This window comes from Moraxella sp. TY6 (assembly GCF_048551375.1).
Lineage (GTDB): Bacteria > Pseudomonadota > Gammaproteobacteria > Pseudomonadales > Moraxellaceae > Faucicola.
This window is the reverse complement of sequence record NZ_JBLYZJ010000002.1, coordinates 149823-166483: the sequence shown is the minus strand read 5'-3', so window position 1 is coordinate 166483 and position 16661 is coordinate 149823. Positions and strand designations below refer to the sequence as shown.

Here is a 16661-nt window from a genome sequence, read left to right as displayed (position 1 = left end):
ATCGTGAATCAAATTAGAAATAACCGTTTGCCATCTTGGGCGTATGCAATACGCCCCTACAAAACCTGTGTGATTTCTAATTTAAACGATTATATGATTGGCTATCCTAGGCGTTGGGCGACCACTGGTTCTAATGCCAACAAACCAAAATCCTTGCCACGTTGCACCGCATCAACAGCTGAATACCCTTGTAATAAACCTGCTTGCAATGCCACGATTGCCCCCACACGGTTACCCGATTTGCAGTGCAATAGCATATTTTGTGAGGCATATTGGGTCATGGCTTGGTCAAATTGATTGATAGTGGCTTCGGTTAAGTCATCCGCCCCACTGACAGGGATATTGACATAGCTCATGCCTGCCTGCTCGATTGCAGATTGCTCATCAAAGGTCAGCTCACTGGCTGGCTGAACATTAATCACCACATTGATACCTGCTTGTTTTAAGGCATCAATCACACTTGGAGCAATCGCCCCAGTGACCACGATATTGGGTTCAGGTGATAGCACTTGCCCAAGATTCTGCTCGGTAAAAGTAGTTTGTAGTTGGTCAATATTTAATGGTTGAATTGTCATACGATTATCCAGTAATTATGTGGTTTTTTGATAGTGTGTAAAATAATTTTTGACAATCGTAAGGTGCGTCATACGCACCCATAAAAAGCCTGATTGTATCTAATGTGGTGCGTTAGACGCACCTTACATTTGGTTTATTTTTTAAAACTTATCAGTTTTTAATTATTCTCTGTAGCAAGTTGTACCACTTGCCCAATCAAATGCGGTTTTGGGCTATTGACATCGTACACACCAAAATCAATCTGCTCATCACGGTTATCATATTTGGCAATAAATTCAACTTCTGACGGCAAAAAAATCGGCAATTTAAATGACACATCACAACGAAACGCTGTTAGCAAGTCACCCAAACTGGCTAAACACTTGGCTTTTGTCCACATACCATGAGCAATGGCTTTGGGGAAACCAAAGGCTTTGGCGGATAATGGGTGTAAATGAATCAAATTAAAATCCCCTGAAACAAAGGCATAACGTCTGCCGATATCTTCTGGAATTTCCCAAAAATTGTGCATATCATTTTCATCAAGTTCAGGTTTTACACTGGGATTTTGATTGGCTGATGGGCTAGGATTGGGTTTTTTGCGTTTTTGGCGTGACAAATAAGTCGAAGTGCCTTGCCATACCAACTCATCTTTTTCATACACTTGGGTAATAAAGTCAAACTGCTGACCTTTGTCGTGTTCACGCAAATTGGCAAAGCTCACTGCCATTTTGAATTCGCTACTGTCTTGAATCAAACGATATTGGGTAACGCTATTTTCAACGTGAACCAATCCCAACATGGCAAACGGAAACGGCTCTTTGACCATCATATTCATCTGCAACGCTTGCGACAACACCGCAAAATAGGTCGGTGGCACATAGCTGTTATGGTCAAAACCACAAATTTTACGGTAATCCGCCAAATTATCATGGTCAATCTGCAAATTATCAACCGTGTAAGTGGCTTGTGGCAACTGACATTTATCAAGTTTTTCATGGTCGCCAATCGGTAATAAACTTTTGATAATATTGGCGTAAGTGGTGTGGGGTTTTGGCAGGGCTTTAAAATGTTGGTCTGACATACGTCACTATCCTTGCTAGTTGGCTCGGCAAAATGCCTTTTTTATTTAAGTTATCAAATTTGGTAAATTATTATAATAGAAATGGCATAAAAAATTTGTGGATTTTTGCTATTTTTTGGCAAAAAATTGGTAAGCAATAATTTATATGGTCGTATATCATCCTTTGACATAAAAAATACCATAGTAGGGGCGTATTGCATACGCCCTATTGAATATAGGTTGAAACTCTTTAAAAACAGGATAAATCGAGGTTGGGTGGAAGAATGACAGCCAACATAAGCCATTCAAATTATTGGGGATCGCAAGCTCTACCCAACCTACAATTTGGTTAAATGCGTAATTCCTATAATTATTACGCCCCTAACAAACTTTGCCCACAAACACGCACGATTTGACCATTCACCCCACCAGATGCAGGGCAAGCGAGCCAAGCGATGGTTTCAGCAACGTCCACAGGCAATCCGCCTTGGCTCATCGAGTTCATACGGCGACCTGCTTCACGAATCGCAAAGGGAATGGCGGCAGTCATTTGGGTTTCGATAAACCCCGGAGCAACAGCATTGATGGTCATGCCGTTTTGTAGGCGAGGTGCGGTGGCTTGTACCGCCCCAATCACGCCTGCCTTACTCATGGCGTAGTTGGTTTGCCCCAAATTCCCTGCAATCCCAGAAATAGACGACACGCAGACGATACGAGCATTGGCATTGAATACGCCTTGCTCAAGCAAATCATCGTCAATTTGCTGTTCGGCTTTGAGGTTGATATTCATCACCAAATCCCACATGGCTTCATCCATTTTGGCAAGGGTTTTATCACGAGTGACCCCTGCATTATGGATGATAGCGTCCAATCCACCACGTTTTTTGGCGACTTCGGCAATTTTCTGCCCTGCATCACCAGCCGTGATATCAAGGGTCAGGCTTGAACCGCCGATTTCCCCTGCAACTTTTTGCAAATCGGCTTGTTGGGGAGCAACGTCCAAACAAATCACATGAGCCCCATCACGAGCCAATACTTTGGCAATCGCTTCGCCAATGCCACGGCTTGCCCCAGTCACTAGCATGGTTTTGCCTGTCAAAGGTTTATCCCAATTGACCGCCACATCCGCCCCTTCAGCGACTCGCACCACTTGTCCAGACACATACGCCGAGCGAGGTGACATAAAGAAACGCAAGGTAGATTCTAAGTTTTGCTCCGCATTTTTACCGACATAAATTAGCTGTGAGGTAATGCCACGTTTGAACTCTTTACCCACGGATTTGACAAAACCCTCTAACGCACGTTGGGCGGTCGCTTGGGCAATACTTTCACACTGCTCTGGTGGCACACCTAGCACAATCACACGCCCAGATTTGGCAATCGAGCGAGCGATGGGATGAAAAAACGCATACACTTGTTTTAGCCCATCGGTGTCCTTGATACCTGAAGCATCAAAAATGGCGACTTTATATTGGGCATCGGCTTGAAAATTTTTGATGGTCAAATTGGCGGTTTCAAGAGCAACGACACTGGTTTTGGCTTCATCAACGAATACTTCGGCATTCACATTTGCCAAAATGTTGGCGACACTGGCGGTCAAAGTGGCGTTTTGGCTCGCCCCCACAATCACACTGCCTGTCACAGGAGCTTGCCCCTCACGAAAGCGTTCGAGGGTCACAGGTTGTGGTAAACCTAAATTTTGGGCGACTTTTTTACCTAGCCCTGATTGGACAAATTCTGAATAACGGTCTGACATAGATTTTCCTTATTAATCAATTTTGTAAAATAAAAACATAACCAATAAAAATCAGCCTAACATAAAATCCAAATTGGCAAAATTTTTAATTGTAATAGGACTTACCGCAAAAGACGCTGGATTCCTGCATTCGCAGGAATGACGGAATATTTTTAATTTACTCGTCACCCCTGCGTAGGCAGGGGTCTAGTGTCTTTATTCAGCAAGATAAATTCAAAATTTGCGTAAGTCCTATGTAAAAGAGTGCATATTACTTCCAATATACCATAAACCTAGCCTTAATCCAGTATTTAAAACTTAAAATTATCACATCAATAATAATATATAAAATATAGTTATTATTTACAAGAAATCCCCCAAGTATGGTAAAAATTTGTGTTAAGATTAAAAAATATTGCTTTATTAAAGTTAAATCCAAAAATATAAGGACTTCCCATGACCGTATCAGCCCCTCGTAAAGTCGCTATTTTAGGCGGTAATCGCATCCCTTTTGCTCGTTCAAACGGACAATATGCCAACGCCAGCAACTCTGAAATGCTCACCGCCGCCCTTAATGGCTTGGTCGAACGCTATGATTTACAAGGTGAACGCCTTGGCGAAGTGGTCGCAGGTGCGGTGATTAAATTGAGCCGTGACATCAATATGACTCGTGAATGTGTGTTAAGCACTGCTTTAAGCCCACAAACGCCTGCCTATGACATCTCGCAAGCCTGTGGTACAGGGTTACAAGCCACGTTTGCTGTGAGTAATAAAATCGCCCTAGGGCTGATCGATTCTGGCATTGCAGGCGGTGTGGATACCACATCGGATGCCCCACTGGGGATTGGTGATGGCTTACGTAAATCTTTATTAAAACTTAATAATGCCAAAACCGCCAAAGACCGTGTCCAAGCGGTATTAAGCATTAATCCCAAAGACTTGATTGACGCACCGCAAAATGGCGAGCCTCGCACCAAACTATCTATGGGCGAACACCAAGCCATTACCGCCCTTGAATGGGGTATCACTCGTGAAGACCAAGATGAACTTGCCTTTAACAGCCATAAAAACCTTGCTCGTGCCTACGAAGAAGGCTTCTTTGATGATTTAATCACCCCATTTAAAGGCTTAACTCGTGACAACAATTTACGCCCTGATATTTCAATCGAAAAACTTGCCTCATTAAAACCTGCTTTTGGGAAGAAAAACGCTAACCCCACCATGACCGCAGGTAACTCAACGCCATTGACCGATGGGGCTTCGTGCGTGCTATTGGCAAGCGAGGACTGGGCAACCGCTCATAACCTTAAACCATTGGCATACATCACCCACCAAGAAACAGCAGCGGTGGACTTTATTGGCAAAGCTGGGGTAAAAGAAGGCTTGTTAATGGCCCCTGCGTATGCCGTACCTCGTATGTTAGAACGGGCTGGCTTGACCTTGCAAGACTTTGATTTTTATGAAATCCATGAAGCATTTGCCTCGCAAGTCTTATCAACCCTCAAAGCATGGGAAGACGAAAAATTCTGTCAAGAGCGTTTGGGATTGGATAAAGCGTTAGGTTCAATCGACCGTAGCAAACTCAACGTCAACGGCTCATCTTTGGCGGCAGGTCATCCATTTGCTGCCACAGGCGGACGCATCTTGGCAAGCACTGCCAAATTACTTGACCAAAAAGGTTCTGGACGTGCGTTGATTTCGATTTGTGCGGCAGGCGGGCAAGGTGTCGTGGCGATTTTGGAAAAATAAGGTAAAATCTTTGTCTTATGCCTAATCAACCAAACACCTTACTAGAGAATATTATGCAAAAACAATCCTTGATTGCCATATTATTACCTGTTTTTAGCTTGGTTGGCTGTGGCGGTAGTGGTTCAAATCCTGTTGTTACGCAACCAACGCCCCTACCCACCCCAACAACCAACCAATGCGACAAACAACTACTTGACCAAACCCAACCCATCATTAGCGAAAAACTCGCTCAAAATGCCTATCCTTTATGTTTTGATGGGTTTAAAGTCATGTATTCTGGGGTTTCCAAAACCCCTATTTGGGTGGCGGAGTACCTTACACGCCAACGTTTGACCTATGCCAAATCCTTGGTACGTGAAGATAATTTCCATGAGGAAACCCAACTGCCTGTGGGTGCAAGAAGCTATTTGGCAGATTATAGCAACTCTGGCTATGACCGAGGGCATTTAGCCCCCAATGCGGATATGTCAAATAAAACTTCGCAATATAACAGCTTTAGCCTTGCCAATATTGCCCCACAAAATCCGACCAATAACCGCCAAACATGGGTAAAAATCGAAAATAAAACCCGAGAGCTGACCAATCAATATGCGTCAAGTTATGTGGTGACAGGGGTGGCATTTTTAGACCCACGAGTAAAAATGCTCAATAATAATGTGTTTATTCCCACGCATTTTTTTAAGGCAGTTTATTTGCCAAGCCAAGCCCAAGCAGTTGCCTTTATCAGCCCCAATGATGCTAGCAATACCGTAGAGGCCATCTCGCTCAATGAATTGGCAAAACGCACAGGAGTCGATGCTTTCCCAAATTTACCCTATGCGGTAAAATCTATGCGTATGACGGTTAATCTTGATAAATAACGGTAAATAGAATTGCTTCCCATCACAGGGGTGGTGAGTTATGTAAATATGCCAACATCTCAGCCAATGCCTTTTGATAATCCGCTTCGCTGTAGCTATTTGATGGCGAGTTTGGCTGAGTGGCTGTTTGATTTTGATGAAGTTGATTCTCTTGCCAATCACCCAAAATCTGCTCACGATTTAACGCACCGCCAGCCCCAAAACTAATATGTAGCGAAGCATTATCCCCACCCTTAAAAAAATCTTTTACCGTCAACTGGTCACTACCGCCGACCATGTTTAAGGTCAAATCGTTTTTGACTTGCGACACAAGGGCTAGTTGGTCAAATCCCCTATCGGCAAAATACACATTGTCCACGCCACCGCCTGCATTGACAATGTTATCCTGCCCAAACCCTGCGGTAAAATAATACAAATCATTGCCTTTGCCCCCTGCCAATATATCGTTGCCACCACCACCGACTAGGACATCGTTATCACTACCGCCCAATAAAATATCCTTGCCTGTATTGCCCATCAGTATATCATTGCCTTTTGCCCCCCATAGCAAATCGCCCTGCCCTTGCCGACCCAGCACCGAGCCACCTTCATGGGTGTTTATCAAGGTGTCATTGTTTGGCGTGCCGTAATGGGCGTTGGCTTTATTGACAAGGGATTTTGCTTCATAGGTATTCCAGTCAAATGCCTTGTTCATGGCTTGCTGAAAGTCGGTGGATATCCTGTCATCTGGGTGTTTGTTATTCAAAAAACTCAGCTTATTGTATTCATCATAAGTATAGGATGGTGGGTGAATTTGTCCGCTTGGAATGAGGTCAAGATTGAGCTTGGCAAAGGCGGTCACGGTGTCAGCTTGGCTCAGATTGGCATTGATGATGGCTTCCATCAAGGGGTATAAGTCAAGGCTTTGAATGGTCTGCTGATTGTCGAGCCATGCTTGTTTTTTGAGGTGTGAGATACCGAGTTCTTTGGCGACCAAAAATTCGTAATACATGGCTTCGCCCTCGGCAAGGGTGCGAGCGTTGGTATAGTCTTGTGGGCTGTCAAATTGGGTAAGGGTTTGTTTTTGTTGGTATTGTCCTGTGGCGTGTCCAAGTTCGTGGGCGAGTGTGATGAGGTTTTTGTAGGTTTTGGATAGGTAGATGGTATTGCCTTTGGCGACTGCACCGTCTGCGATTGTGCCGATGATAAATGTGCCTGTAAAGCGGTTGAGTAGGTTGACTAAGGTGGGGGATTTTTCGATGTCGGTTGGGTTAAAGCCTGCTTGAATTAGTTGTTGGTTGTTGGGGTTAGTGAGGTCAAGGGGCATTGCGGTTTCCTTATAAAATCATTGAATTAATCATCTACATTAAATGGCTAATTGAATGGTTTTAGAGGTGTTGGTCGCTCGGTTGTCGTGTAGGGTGTCTTCGATAAATTCGGTACTGCGAAAGGAGATGACTTGGTCGCCTTTTTTGATGTCTGTGCCTGCGATGTCTTGTTTGGCTTCAAAGAGTGTGCCTGAGAAGCCTGTGGTGGTGTTGGCTTGGTGGGCTTTGACTTCCCAGTTTTGGACAAATTGGCTGGCGGTGACGGAAGTGAATTTGGTGGAGTGTTCGTTGCCCGATTTTAACATATCAACATCTAAAATTATTTTTTCATCATCAGCAGATGCGGTATTTACAATAGTATTTTTCAACCCCATAAATGCTTCTGAAGCCATTTGAACATTAACTAATTCTAGTAGCTGTGCGGTACTTGGTTGGTTGTTTTGGTCTGACATAATATTTTCCTTTTGGTTAAATTTAATTGATTGATTCTAAAAAACTATTGCTTTGGTATTAAAACTTTTTCTACAAATGAGCGAGTAGGTATGCTCTCCCGTCCATCAATTGGACAGCTAATCGCCCCTGCAAGCCAAGGCTCTCTTTGCCCTGCATGACTGCCTTGCCCTGGCTCTAAGGCATACCACGTTTTTTCGGCTAAAATTTCATTGGTTTGTGTATCTGTAATGGTTACTTTAGTTCCTGCTACCCAATATTCACGGTCTTTTGGGTCAATGTAGTTAATATAATCAATAGCATATCTGCTTGGTTTTTTAACCAGTTCTGTTAGTGTCCTTGAAAGAGCTTCGCTATTAGCATTAGGCTTTAATCTATGCTGTATATATTCATTATCTTTCTTTACATCAACAAAATTATAGCCTTTTGTTACTTTAAAACTTGAAGGATTATATGGTTCATATACCAAGTTTCTATTTTCAACATTCCATCCTAAGAATGAATTAATATAGTTATCAGCAATTTTTTGTCTTGGCAACCCTGCATCCGCCCACATTGGGTCATCCCACGCATTATAAGTCTGACGATTCCAATCAGGACGCACCTTTAACAAAGTCACCCCCTCCACATTATCCACCGTCTTATAAATCTTCTCTCCTGCTGACTTACACCGCTCATCAAATATCGCCTTGGCAGTCGAATATCTATCCTGCTTGGCTTCTACCACCTTTTTATCTTCATTTATCTGTAATGCTATCGGTGTAATAAATCCACACATCACCAATATCCCTGCCACTACCCCAAAAAACTTACGATGTACCGATTTACTTACCATCGCTACAATCACAGTCACCACGATAGTCGCCACCAGAGCCATACCCCAGTAACTATAAAATGCAAACTTTGAAAAAATGGATAACAACATGATTTGATTTTCCTTATTTTTATGAAATTACGGTTTATATCACCATCAAAGCCCCAATATAAAAATCATTTGATACAACCACCCATAAGCATACCGATTTTACAACATTAATCAACTTTATTATCATTATTTGGATTTTTTATGCTAACTATCAACAACGCCTACACCACCCTTGACCCACGCCTCTATCACAAACAACCACCCAAGCCCCTCACCAATCCCCAAGCAGGGCATTTTAACCCCCTAGTTGCCACCCAACTCGGCTGGGATAAAGACGATTTCCTAACCCAAAACTGGGTAAACATTTTAGGCGGTGACATCGTCCCAAACGGCTTTGACCCCCTAGCTATGGCGTATGCAGGGCATCAGTTCGGACAATGGGCAGGGCAACTCGGTGATGGGCGTGGGCTACTCCTCGTCCAAGTCATTGACCGACACGGCACACTCACCGACCTCCATCTTAAAGGGGCAGGCTTAACCCCCTACTCTCGCATGGGCGATGGGCGAGCCGTGATTCGTAGCACCGTGCGTGAGTACCTTGCAGGTCATGCGTTGAACGCCCTTGGTATTCGCTCATCCAATGCGTTGGGCTTTGTCGTCAGCGACACGCCAGTCCGCCGAGAGAGCATAGAGCGTGGGGCAAGCCTACTTCGCACTGCCGATTGTCATATTCGCTTTGGGCATTTTGAGTGGGTGGCGAATTTCGCCCCAGATATGCTCTTGTACTTTACCCGTTATGTGATTCAAACTTACTTTGCCGACTGTATGGAGAGCGATACACCAATTGCGGATTTTTTACGCCAAGTCGTTGATAAAACTGCCAAAACCATTGCCGATTGGCAACTCTTTGGCTTTGCTCATGGCGTGATGAATACCGACAATTTATCCATCACAGGGGCGACCCTCGATTTTGGGCCTTATGGCTTTATGGAGCGTTTTAATCCGCTATGGATAAACAATCATTCGGACTATCAAGGTCGCTATGTGTATCAAAATCAACCATCTATTGGACAATGGAATTTGTCACGCTTAATCTCGCTATTTTTACGCTTAAATGGTGAAAAATTAACGGCAAACCATAAGGCTGAAACGCTGGATAGAGAGGTTTTAACGGAAATTTTGGATAAATTTGGTGAAATTTTTTATGGTTATTATCAAAAAGGATTGTGTCAAAAATTCGGGCTTGAAGTGAATGAAGCAAACTGCGATTTTGCATTAGAATTTTTACAACTTATGCAAAACCACAAGCTTGATTTTACCAATAGCCAACGAGCGTTAGTGGCAATCGTGGCTAATAACAGTAAATTTGAACATGAACACCAACTGTTCGCCACCTTAACAGCCGAATTGCAACAAGCCAATGCGTTACAACAATTTGAACAATGGCAAAGCGATTATTTGCAAAAAAATCCCAATCTTGAAAAAGTGATAAACCACAATCCGATTTATATTTTGCGAAATGGCATCGCACAGCGAGCGATTGAACTGGCAGAACACAATGATATGAGCGAGGTCGATAGACTGTTTCAGCTACTCACTAAGCCGTTTGAACCTAACCCATTGGCAAAACCGAGTGACACCGCACCGCCCACCGTTAATGAGGCAGAAATTTTTGTCAGTTGTTCGTCTTAATGGTTTAGCTATAATCAATTTTTTGTAGGGGCGTAATGCTTACGCCCAATACCTCAACGTGTGACGCTTGATTTAATTCACCAAAAATCCAAATGACTCAAAGTTCACAGTCGCAAAGTTCGCTAGATAAAACGCCTGTATTAATGATAGAATATTTCAAATTTGATTACATTACGTTGAATGACTATTTTTTTACTTGATAAAGCGAAATCATTATGGATAAACTCACCACACAAAACCCTGCTTCCGATAAAGAACAATTTGAACAAGCCGCCCTGCATTACCACGCCAACCCAAAACCCGGAAAAATCTCGGTCACGCCCATCAAAGCCCTTGCTAACCAACGTGACTTGGCACTTGCCTATTCTCCGGGTGTAGCGATTCCTTGTCTTGAAATCGAAAAAGACCCCAAAAAAGCCGCTCTTTATACCGCTCGTAGCAATCTAGTCGGTGTGGTTACCAACGGTACAGCCGTGTTAGGTCTAGGTAATATTGGACCTCTAGCGTCTAAGCCTGTGATGGAAGGTAAAGGCGTATTGTTCAAAAAATTTGCAGGGATTGACGTATTTGACATCGAAGTCGCCCAAAACGACCCAGACAAATTTATCGAAGCGATTGCCTCACTTGAGCCGACTTTTGGCGGTATCAACCTAGAAGATATCAAAGCACCAGAGTGTTTTTATATCGAGCGTGAATTGCGTAAACGCATGAACATTCCTGTGTTCCACGATGACCAACATGGTACAGCGATTATTGCATCTGCCGCCTTGCTCAATGCCCTACAAATCACAGGCAAAAAAATCGAAGACATCAAAGTCGTTTGTTCTGGTGCTGGGGCAGCCGCCATTTCATGCCTTGACCTAATCTGTGCATTAGGGGCGAAAAAAGAAAATATCTTTGTCGGTGACTCAAAAGGTATTATCACCACCAGCCGTGACAATCTTGACGAATCAAAACAACGCTACGCTCGTGATACCGATGCCAAGACCTTATCCGATGTCATCGCTGGGGCGGATATGTTCTTAGGTTTATCAGCAGCTGGTATGTTAACCCAAGATATGGTTAAGCAAATGGCTATCGACCCAATTATCTTTGCCCTTGCCAATCCAAATCCAGAAATTTTGCCAGAAGATGCCAAAGCCGTGCGTCCAGATGCCATCATTGCCACAGGTCGCTCGGATTATCCGAACCAAGTGAATAACGCCTTGTGTTTCCCTTATATTTTCCGTGGGGCGTTAGACGTTGGGGCAACCACGGTCAATGAAGACATGAAACTTGCCTGTGTGCGTGCGATTGCAGCCATGGCTCACGTTGAAGCAACCCCGCTAAAAGGGCAAAAAGCCGTTGACGAATCAAAGCAATTTGGGCGTGAATACTTGATTCCCGGTCCACTTGAGCCAAATTTGATTATCGAAATTGCCCCTGCGGTCGCAAAAGCGGCGATGGATTCTGGCGTGGCGACTTTACCTATCGAAGATATGCGTGTTTATAAACAAAAATTGTCTGAATTTGTCTATAACTCAGCCTTCTTGATGAAACCGATGTTTGCCAAAGCCCAAAAAGACCCTAAACGCATCGTTTACTGTGAAGGTGAAGATGAAAATGTCTTACGTGCCGTGCAAGTCGTGGTCGATGAAGGCTTGGCTCGTCCAATTTTGGTCGGTCGTCCTGCGATTATTGACAATCAAGTCAAACGCTTGGGGCTTCGTATGGTTGCCGAACAACATTATGATTTGGTTAATATCGAAAATGACCCACGCTACAAAGACTACTGGCAACATTATTACAAAATCGCCCAACGTGATGGCGTAACCGTAGAGTTGGCTCGCCGTGATGTCCGCCGTAAAACCTCATTAATTGGAGCATTATTGGTTGACCGTGGTGATGCGGATGGTATGATTTGTGGTACATTTGGCTCATATCACTTGCATTTAAGCTATGTGCAGAAAGTGCTGAAAAAACAAGACGGTGTCAAAGATTTTTATGCCCTAAATGCCCTATTACTTCAAGGTCGTAACTTATTTATCGCTGATACCTATATCCACGAAGACCCAACTGCCGAACAGCTTGCCGAAATGACGGTCTTGGCTGCCAAGGAAGTCCGCCGTTTTGGTATTGAACCTCGTGTGGCATTGTTATCACATTCTAACTTTGGCTCGTCAGACTTCGCTTCTGCCAAGAAAATGCGTGAAGTCTATCGCCTATTAGATGAGATGGACGTGGACTTTGAGTTTGATGGTGAAATGCACGGTGATGCCGCCCTTGATGACCGCTTACGCAATGCGTCATTTCCATTTAGCAAATTGACAGGCTCGGCAAATCTCTTGATTATGCCTGACTTGGACGCTGCCAATATTGCCTATAACTTGCTAAAAACAGCGACCAATAGCGTCACGGTTGGACCAATTTTATTAGGTTCTTCTAAACCTGTGCATATCTTGACGACTTCCGCCACTGCACGCCGTATTGTTAATATGACCGCCGTTGCTGTGACTGAAGCACAAGATTTGGCGAAATAAGTTTATAATTTCTTGTAGGGGTGTATTGAATACGCCCTTCGATAAAATAGTAATCATAAATTTAATAAAAAAGGTAATGTCTTATGATATTGCCTTTTTTTATAAAAAGAGAACTCCCTTATGAAAGTATATTTAGTTGGCGGTGCGGTGCGTGACCGTCTGCTACAGCGACCTGTCACCGAACACGATTACGTGGTCGTGGGTGCGACCCCACAGCAAATGCTTGAATTAGGCTTTAGCCAAGTCGGAGCAGATTTTCCTGTATTTTTGCACCCTCATAGCCATGACGAATACGCCCTTGCCCGCACCGAACGCAAGTCTGGCAATGGCTATCTCGGCTTTACCGTCCATGCCGACCCCAGTGTCACCTTAGAAGAAGACCTCATCCGCCGTGACCTTACCATCAATGCAATGGCAATCGAAGTCAATGGCTTATTTGATAGCACGTTAAAAAACGACACCATCATCGACCCGTATGGCGGATTGCAAGACCTTGAAAACAAACAACTTCGCCATGTGTCGAATGCCTTTGCCGAAGACCCTGTGCGTGTATTACGCCTTGCTCGCTTTGCCAGTCGCTATGCCCCACTGGGCTTTGAAATTGCCACTGATACCCAAAAACTTGTCAAACAAATGCGTGACGCAGGCGAGCTTAATCACCTTGTCGCAGAGCGTGTATGGGCAGAAACTCGCAAAGCCCTTACCCAAGAATGGGCGGATGTTTATTTTGACCGTTTGAACGAATTGGGCGTGTTACACATTATCATGCCAAACTTAGAAAAAACCCTTGAATTGGATAAAAATTCATATCAATCAAGCTATTGGCAACGCACCGCCAAAAGCCTACGACTTGGCTATCAGTTTAATTTGGATGAAACCGCTCGATTTGCTTTGTTTGCCACCATTTTTTTAGCAGATAGCTCTTTAAAGAATAACGATATCAATAATTTAACCCAGTTTTGCCAACAACAAAAAATCCCTAAGCAATTACAATCCTTTAGCGAATTTTTTATTAGTGAGTTTGAAACCTTGTCAGAATTTAATGACTTGGATTCGCAAGCACTTTTTGAGCTAACCAAACGAGCAACTTTGCTCAAAGACAATCACAAACTCACCCAAGCCTTATTATGCCAACACATCTATCAAATGGCGTGCGAGCAAATTAAACTTGATAAAATCACTGAGCTTTTACAGCCCATCTCTGCCAAAGATGTCGATAAAGATTTAAAAGGTAAAGCCATTGGGGAAGCGATTGACAAGTTGCGTTTAAGCTTGTTAAATGACTTTATCACAACGCATAAGGGCTAACTTATGAAAAAACATATTCTTATTATCAATGGTGCAAACTTAAACTTACTTGGCAAACGTGAGCCAGAAATTTACGGCTACCAAACCCTTGCTGATATCGAAGCCAATTTACAAACACTTGCTAAAGAAAAAGGTTTAACACTGACCTTTTTTCAATCCAATAGCGAAAGCGAACTCATTGATAAAATCCACCATCACGGACTATTAACTGACAACGCAAACGAAAAAATTGATGCCGTCATTATCAACCCAGCAGGCTTTACCCATACTTCAGTAGTATTACGAGATGCGTTATTGGCAATCAACAAACCATTTGTCGAAGTACATTTATCCAATATTCACAGCCGTGAAGCCTTTCGCCATCACTCCTACTTTAGCGACAAAGCCGAAGCGGTAATTTGTGGCATGGGGGCGTTTGGTTATGAGGTTGCATTGCAGTTTTTTGCCAACAAATAATGTCTTTTATCAAAATAAGTAACATTTTAGCAATTTTAAGTGTACACTCGTACACAAATATGGTTTAGAATAGCTAGGTATTTTTGAAAAAAATTGTTACAATATTGAAAAGTTTGCCACGACTTTGGCAACAGGCTAATGACACATAAAGGTGAAAATCATGGATATTGGTAATATTAAACAGTTGATTGACTTAATGGAAGAACGGTCGATTGCCGAGCTTGAAGTGCAAGATGGTGAGAAAAAAGTGCAAATCACTCGCCATTTACCACAAAGTGTGGCAAGCGTTGCCCCAATTGTCACCACTGCCCCTGCAGTAGTCACCCCAACCAAAACAGGCAAAACCGAACCCTCACCGATGGTCGGCGTATTCTATGTCGCCCCAAGCCCAAATGATGCCCCTTTTATCAAAGTCGGTCAGCAAGTCCAAGCAGGCGACACGCTAGGTATCATTGAAGCCATGAAAATTATGAATCCCCTTGAAGCCACCCAAAGCGGTATTATTGAAGAAATTTTGGTACAAAATGGCGATGTGGTGCAATTTGGTCAGCCGATTGTCCGCTATCAATCTTAATCGAAATTTATAATCGTTTAAATTAGCCATAAAATAAGTGTGTAGGGGCGTATTGCATACGCCCAAACTTTCAAAGTTTTATGCCTCATTTTATTGATTTTAGTACCCATCTTTATGAAAAGGCTTTAAAAATCGTTAGGGATAGCTATGATAAAAAAACTCTTGATTGCCAATCGTGGCGAAATCGCCTTACGCATTGTGCGTGCGTGCAAACAACTTGGCATAAAAACCGTGGGTGTGTATTCCACTGCCGATGATAACTTAATGCACTTGCGTTTTGTCGATGAGGCGATATGTATTGGGCGACCCAGTGCCATCGAAAGCTATCTTAACATTGACACCATTTTGACGGCTGCCGAAATTTCTGGGGCGGATGCCATTCACCCCGGTTATGGATTTTTGTCAGAAAATGCGGAATTCGCTGAACGTGTCGAAGAAGCAGGGCTAACCTTTGTCGGGCCCGAAGCCGAGCATATTCGCTTGATGGGTAATAAAATCTCTGCCATCAATGCCATGAAAAAAGCAGGTGTTCCCACTGTACCAGGTTCGGTTGGTAGCGTCACCCTTGCCAATGCCGAAGAACAAGCTAAACAGATTGGTTTCCCTCTGCTAATTAAAGCAGCAGCAGGTGGCGGTGGTCGTGGTATGCGTGTGGTCGAACGTATCGAACACTTGCTACCGCAAGTCCAAGCCGCCAAGCAAGAGGCGGAACTTTGGTTCGGTGATGACAGCGTCTATATGGAACGCTATCTAAAAAATCCTCGCCATGTCGAAGTACAAGTATTGGGCGATGGTAAAGGCAATGCCATTCATCTATTTGACCGTGATTGCTCGCTCCAACGCCGTCACCAAAAAGTATTAGAAGAAGCCCCTGCCCCTGATATCCCAGACGACATCAAAGCCCCTATTCTTGAGGCGTGTGTGCGTGCGTGTGAGCAAATTCACTATCGTGGTGCAGGTACATTCGAGTTTCTATATGAAGACGAGCAATTTTTCTTTATCGAAATGAATACCCGTGTGCAGGTCGAACACCCTGTTACTGAGATGATTACAGGCATTGATGTGGTGGTAGAACAGCTTAAAATCGCTTCTGGCTATGGTCTATCATATCATCAAGAGGAAATTGATATTCGAGGTCATGCTATCGAGTGCCGTATCAATGCTGAAGACCCAGCAACCTTTATGCCATCCCCTGGTACGGTGACCAACCTTTTTACCCCAAATGGCTGTGGCGTGCGGTTTGATTCACATTTATACCCCAATTATGCGATTCCGACCTTTTATGATTCGCTAATTGGCAAATTGATTTGTCACGGTCAAACCCGTGAGCAAACCATTGCCAAACTACGTCACGCCCTTGATGAGCTGATTATTACTGGGGTAAAAACCAATGTACCGTTACATCGTGACGTGATTTTGCAAGATGAGGCATTTTGTCAACAAGCCCAAAATATTCACTATTTAGAAAATCATTTGCTAAAAAAGTCAGAGAAAAAAGAAAGTAAATAACTTTTGATAAAAATACAAA

14 protein-coding genes are annotated in these 16661 nt (G+C 43.4%); 8 read left to right on the top strand and 6 right to left on the bottom strand.

What is annotated here, in order from left to right; genetic code table 11:
- Positions 1–101 precede the first annotated feature (101 nt).
- The 3 genes from ACK1U4_RS02615 to ACK1U4_RS02605 form a co-directional block, all read right to left on the bottom strand.
- Entirely contained in the window at positions 102–575 is a 474-nt protein-coding gene (locus ACK1U4_RS02615) for a beta-lactamase hydrolase domain-containing protein (RefSeq protein ID WP_419400514.1), read from the bottom strand.
- A 158-nt stretch (positions 576–733) separates the two neighbouring features.
- Positions 734–1639 (bottom strand): MaoC/PaaZ C-terminal domain-containing protein, encoded by a 906-nt coding sequence (locus tag ACK1U4_RS02610; RefSeq protein ID WP_419400515.1) that lies wholly within the window; start codon positions 1637–1639, stop codon positions 734–736.
- 352 nt (positions 1640–1991) lie between these two features.
- A complete protein-coding gene (locus ACK1U4_RS02605; RefSeq protein WP_419400516.1) occupies positions 1992–3374 on the bottom strand; it encodes a 3-oxoacyl-ACP reductase in 1383 nt (460 codons plus the stop codon).
- A gap of 435 nt (positions 3375–3809) precedes the next feature.
- Here ACK1U4_RS02605 and ACK1U4_RS02600 point away from each other — a divergent pair, with 435 nt between their 5' ends.
- Positions 3810–5102 (top strand): acetyl-CoA C-acetyltransferase, encoded by a 1293-nt coding sequence (locus ACK1U4_RS02600; protein WP_419400517.1) that lies wholly within the window; start codon positions 3810–3812, stop codon positions 5100–5102.
- Between the two features lie 17 nt (positions 5103–5119).
- Positions 5120–5962, top strand: coding sequence for a DNA/RNA non-specific endonuclease (locus tag ACK1U4_RS02595; RefSeq protein WP_419400518.1), 843 nt, complete (start codon positions 5120–5122; stop codon positions 5960–5962).
- A gap of 22 nt (positions 5963–5984) precedes the next feature.
- Here ACK1U4_RS02595 and ACK1U4_RS02590 read toward each other — a convergent pair whose 3' ends face one another.
- Genes ACK1U4_RS02590 through ACK1U4_RS02580 form a run of 3 tightly spaced genes read right to left on the bottom strand, consistent with a single transcriptional unit; the run spans position 5985 to position 8644 of the window.
- Positions 5985–7268: a hypothetical protein gene (locus ACK1U4_RS02590; protein ID WP_419400519.1), complete on the bottom strand. Its 1284-nt coding sequence runs from the start codon at positions 7266–7268 to the stop codon at positions 5985–5987.
- A 39-nt stretch (positions 7269–7307) separates the two neighbouring features.
- Positions 7308–7721, bottom strand: a complete 414-nt coding sequence (locus ACK1U4_RS02585; protein WP_419400520.1) for a hypothetical protein — start codon at positions 7719–7721, stop codon at positions 7308–7310.
- A 44-nt stretch (positions 7722–7765) separates the two neighbouring features.
- Positions 7766–8644, bottom strand: coding sequence for a hypothetical protein (locus ACK1U4_RS02580; RefSeq protein ID WP_419400521.1), 879 nt, complete (start codon positions 8642–8644; stop codon positions 7766–7768).
- A 141-nt stretch (positions 8645–8785) separates the two neighbouring features.
- Between ACK1U4_RS02580 and ACK1U4_RS02575 the strand changes: the two genes are divergently transcribed.
- From ACK1U4_RS02575 to accC, 6 genes are all read left to right on the top strand, one after another.
- The gene (locus tag ACK1U4_RS02575) at positions 8786–10276 is read left to right on the top strand and encodes a protein adenylyltransferase SelO (RefSeq protein ID WP_419400522.1); all 1491 of its coding nucleotides are present in this window, start codon (positions 8786–8788) and stop codon (positions 10274–10276) included.
- Between the two features lie 215 nt (positions 10277–10491).
- The gene (locus tag ACK1U4_RS02570) at positions 10492–12795 is read left to right on the top strand and encodes an NADP-dependent malic enzyme (RefSeq protein ID WP_419400523.1); all 2304 of its coding nucleotides are present in this window, start codon (positions 10492–10494) and stop codon (positions 12793–12795) included.
- A 120-nt stretch (positions 12796–12915) separates the two neighbouring features.
- On the top strand, positions 12916–14103 hold the full coding sequence (locus ACK1U4_RS02565) for a CCA tRNA nucleotidyltransferase (protein ID WP_419400524.1): 1188 nt from the start codon (positions 12916–12918) through the stop codon (positions 14101–14103).
- 3 nt (positions 14104–14106) lie between these two features.
- Positions 14107–14559, top strand: coding sequence for a type II 3-dehydroquinate dehydratase (gene aroQ, locus ACK1U4_RS02560; RefSeq protein WP_419400525.1), 453 nt, complete (start codon positions 14107–14109; stop codon positions 14557–14559).
- A 160-nt stretch (positions 14560–14719) separates the two neighbouring features.
- Complete coding sequence (locus ACK1U4_RS02555) at positions 14720–15133, top strand: acetyl-CoA carboxylase biotin carboxyl carrier protein (RefSeq protein ID WP_419400526.1); 414 nt, start codon at positions 14720–14722, stop codon at positions 15131–15133.
- A gap of 147 nt (positions 15134–15280) precedes the next feature.
- The gene (accC, locus tag ACK1U4_RS02550) at positions 15281–16642 is read left to right on the top strand and encodes an acetyl-CoA carboxylase biotin carboxylase subunit (protein ID WP_419400527.1); all 1362 of its coding nucleotides are present in this window, start codon (positions 15281–15283) and stop codon (positions 16640–16642) included.
- Positions 16643–16661 lie beyond the last annotated feature (19 nt).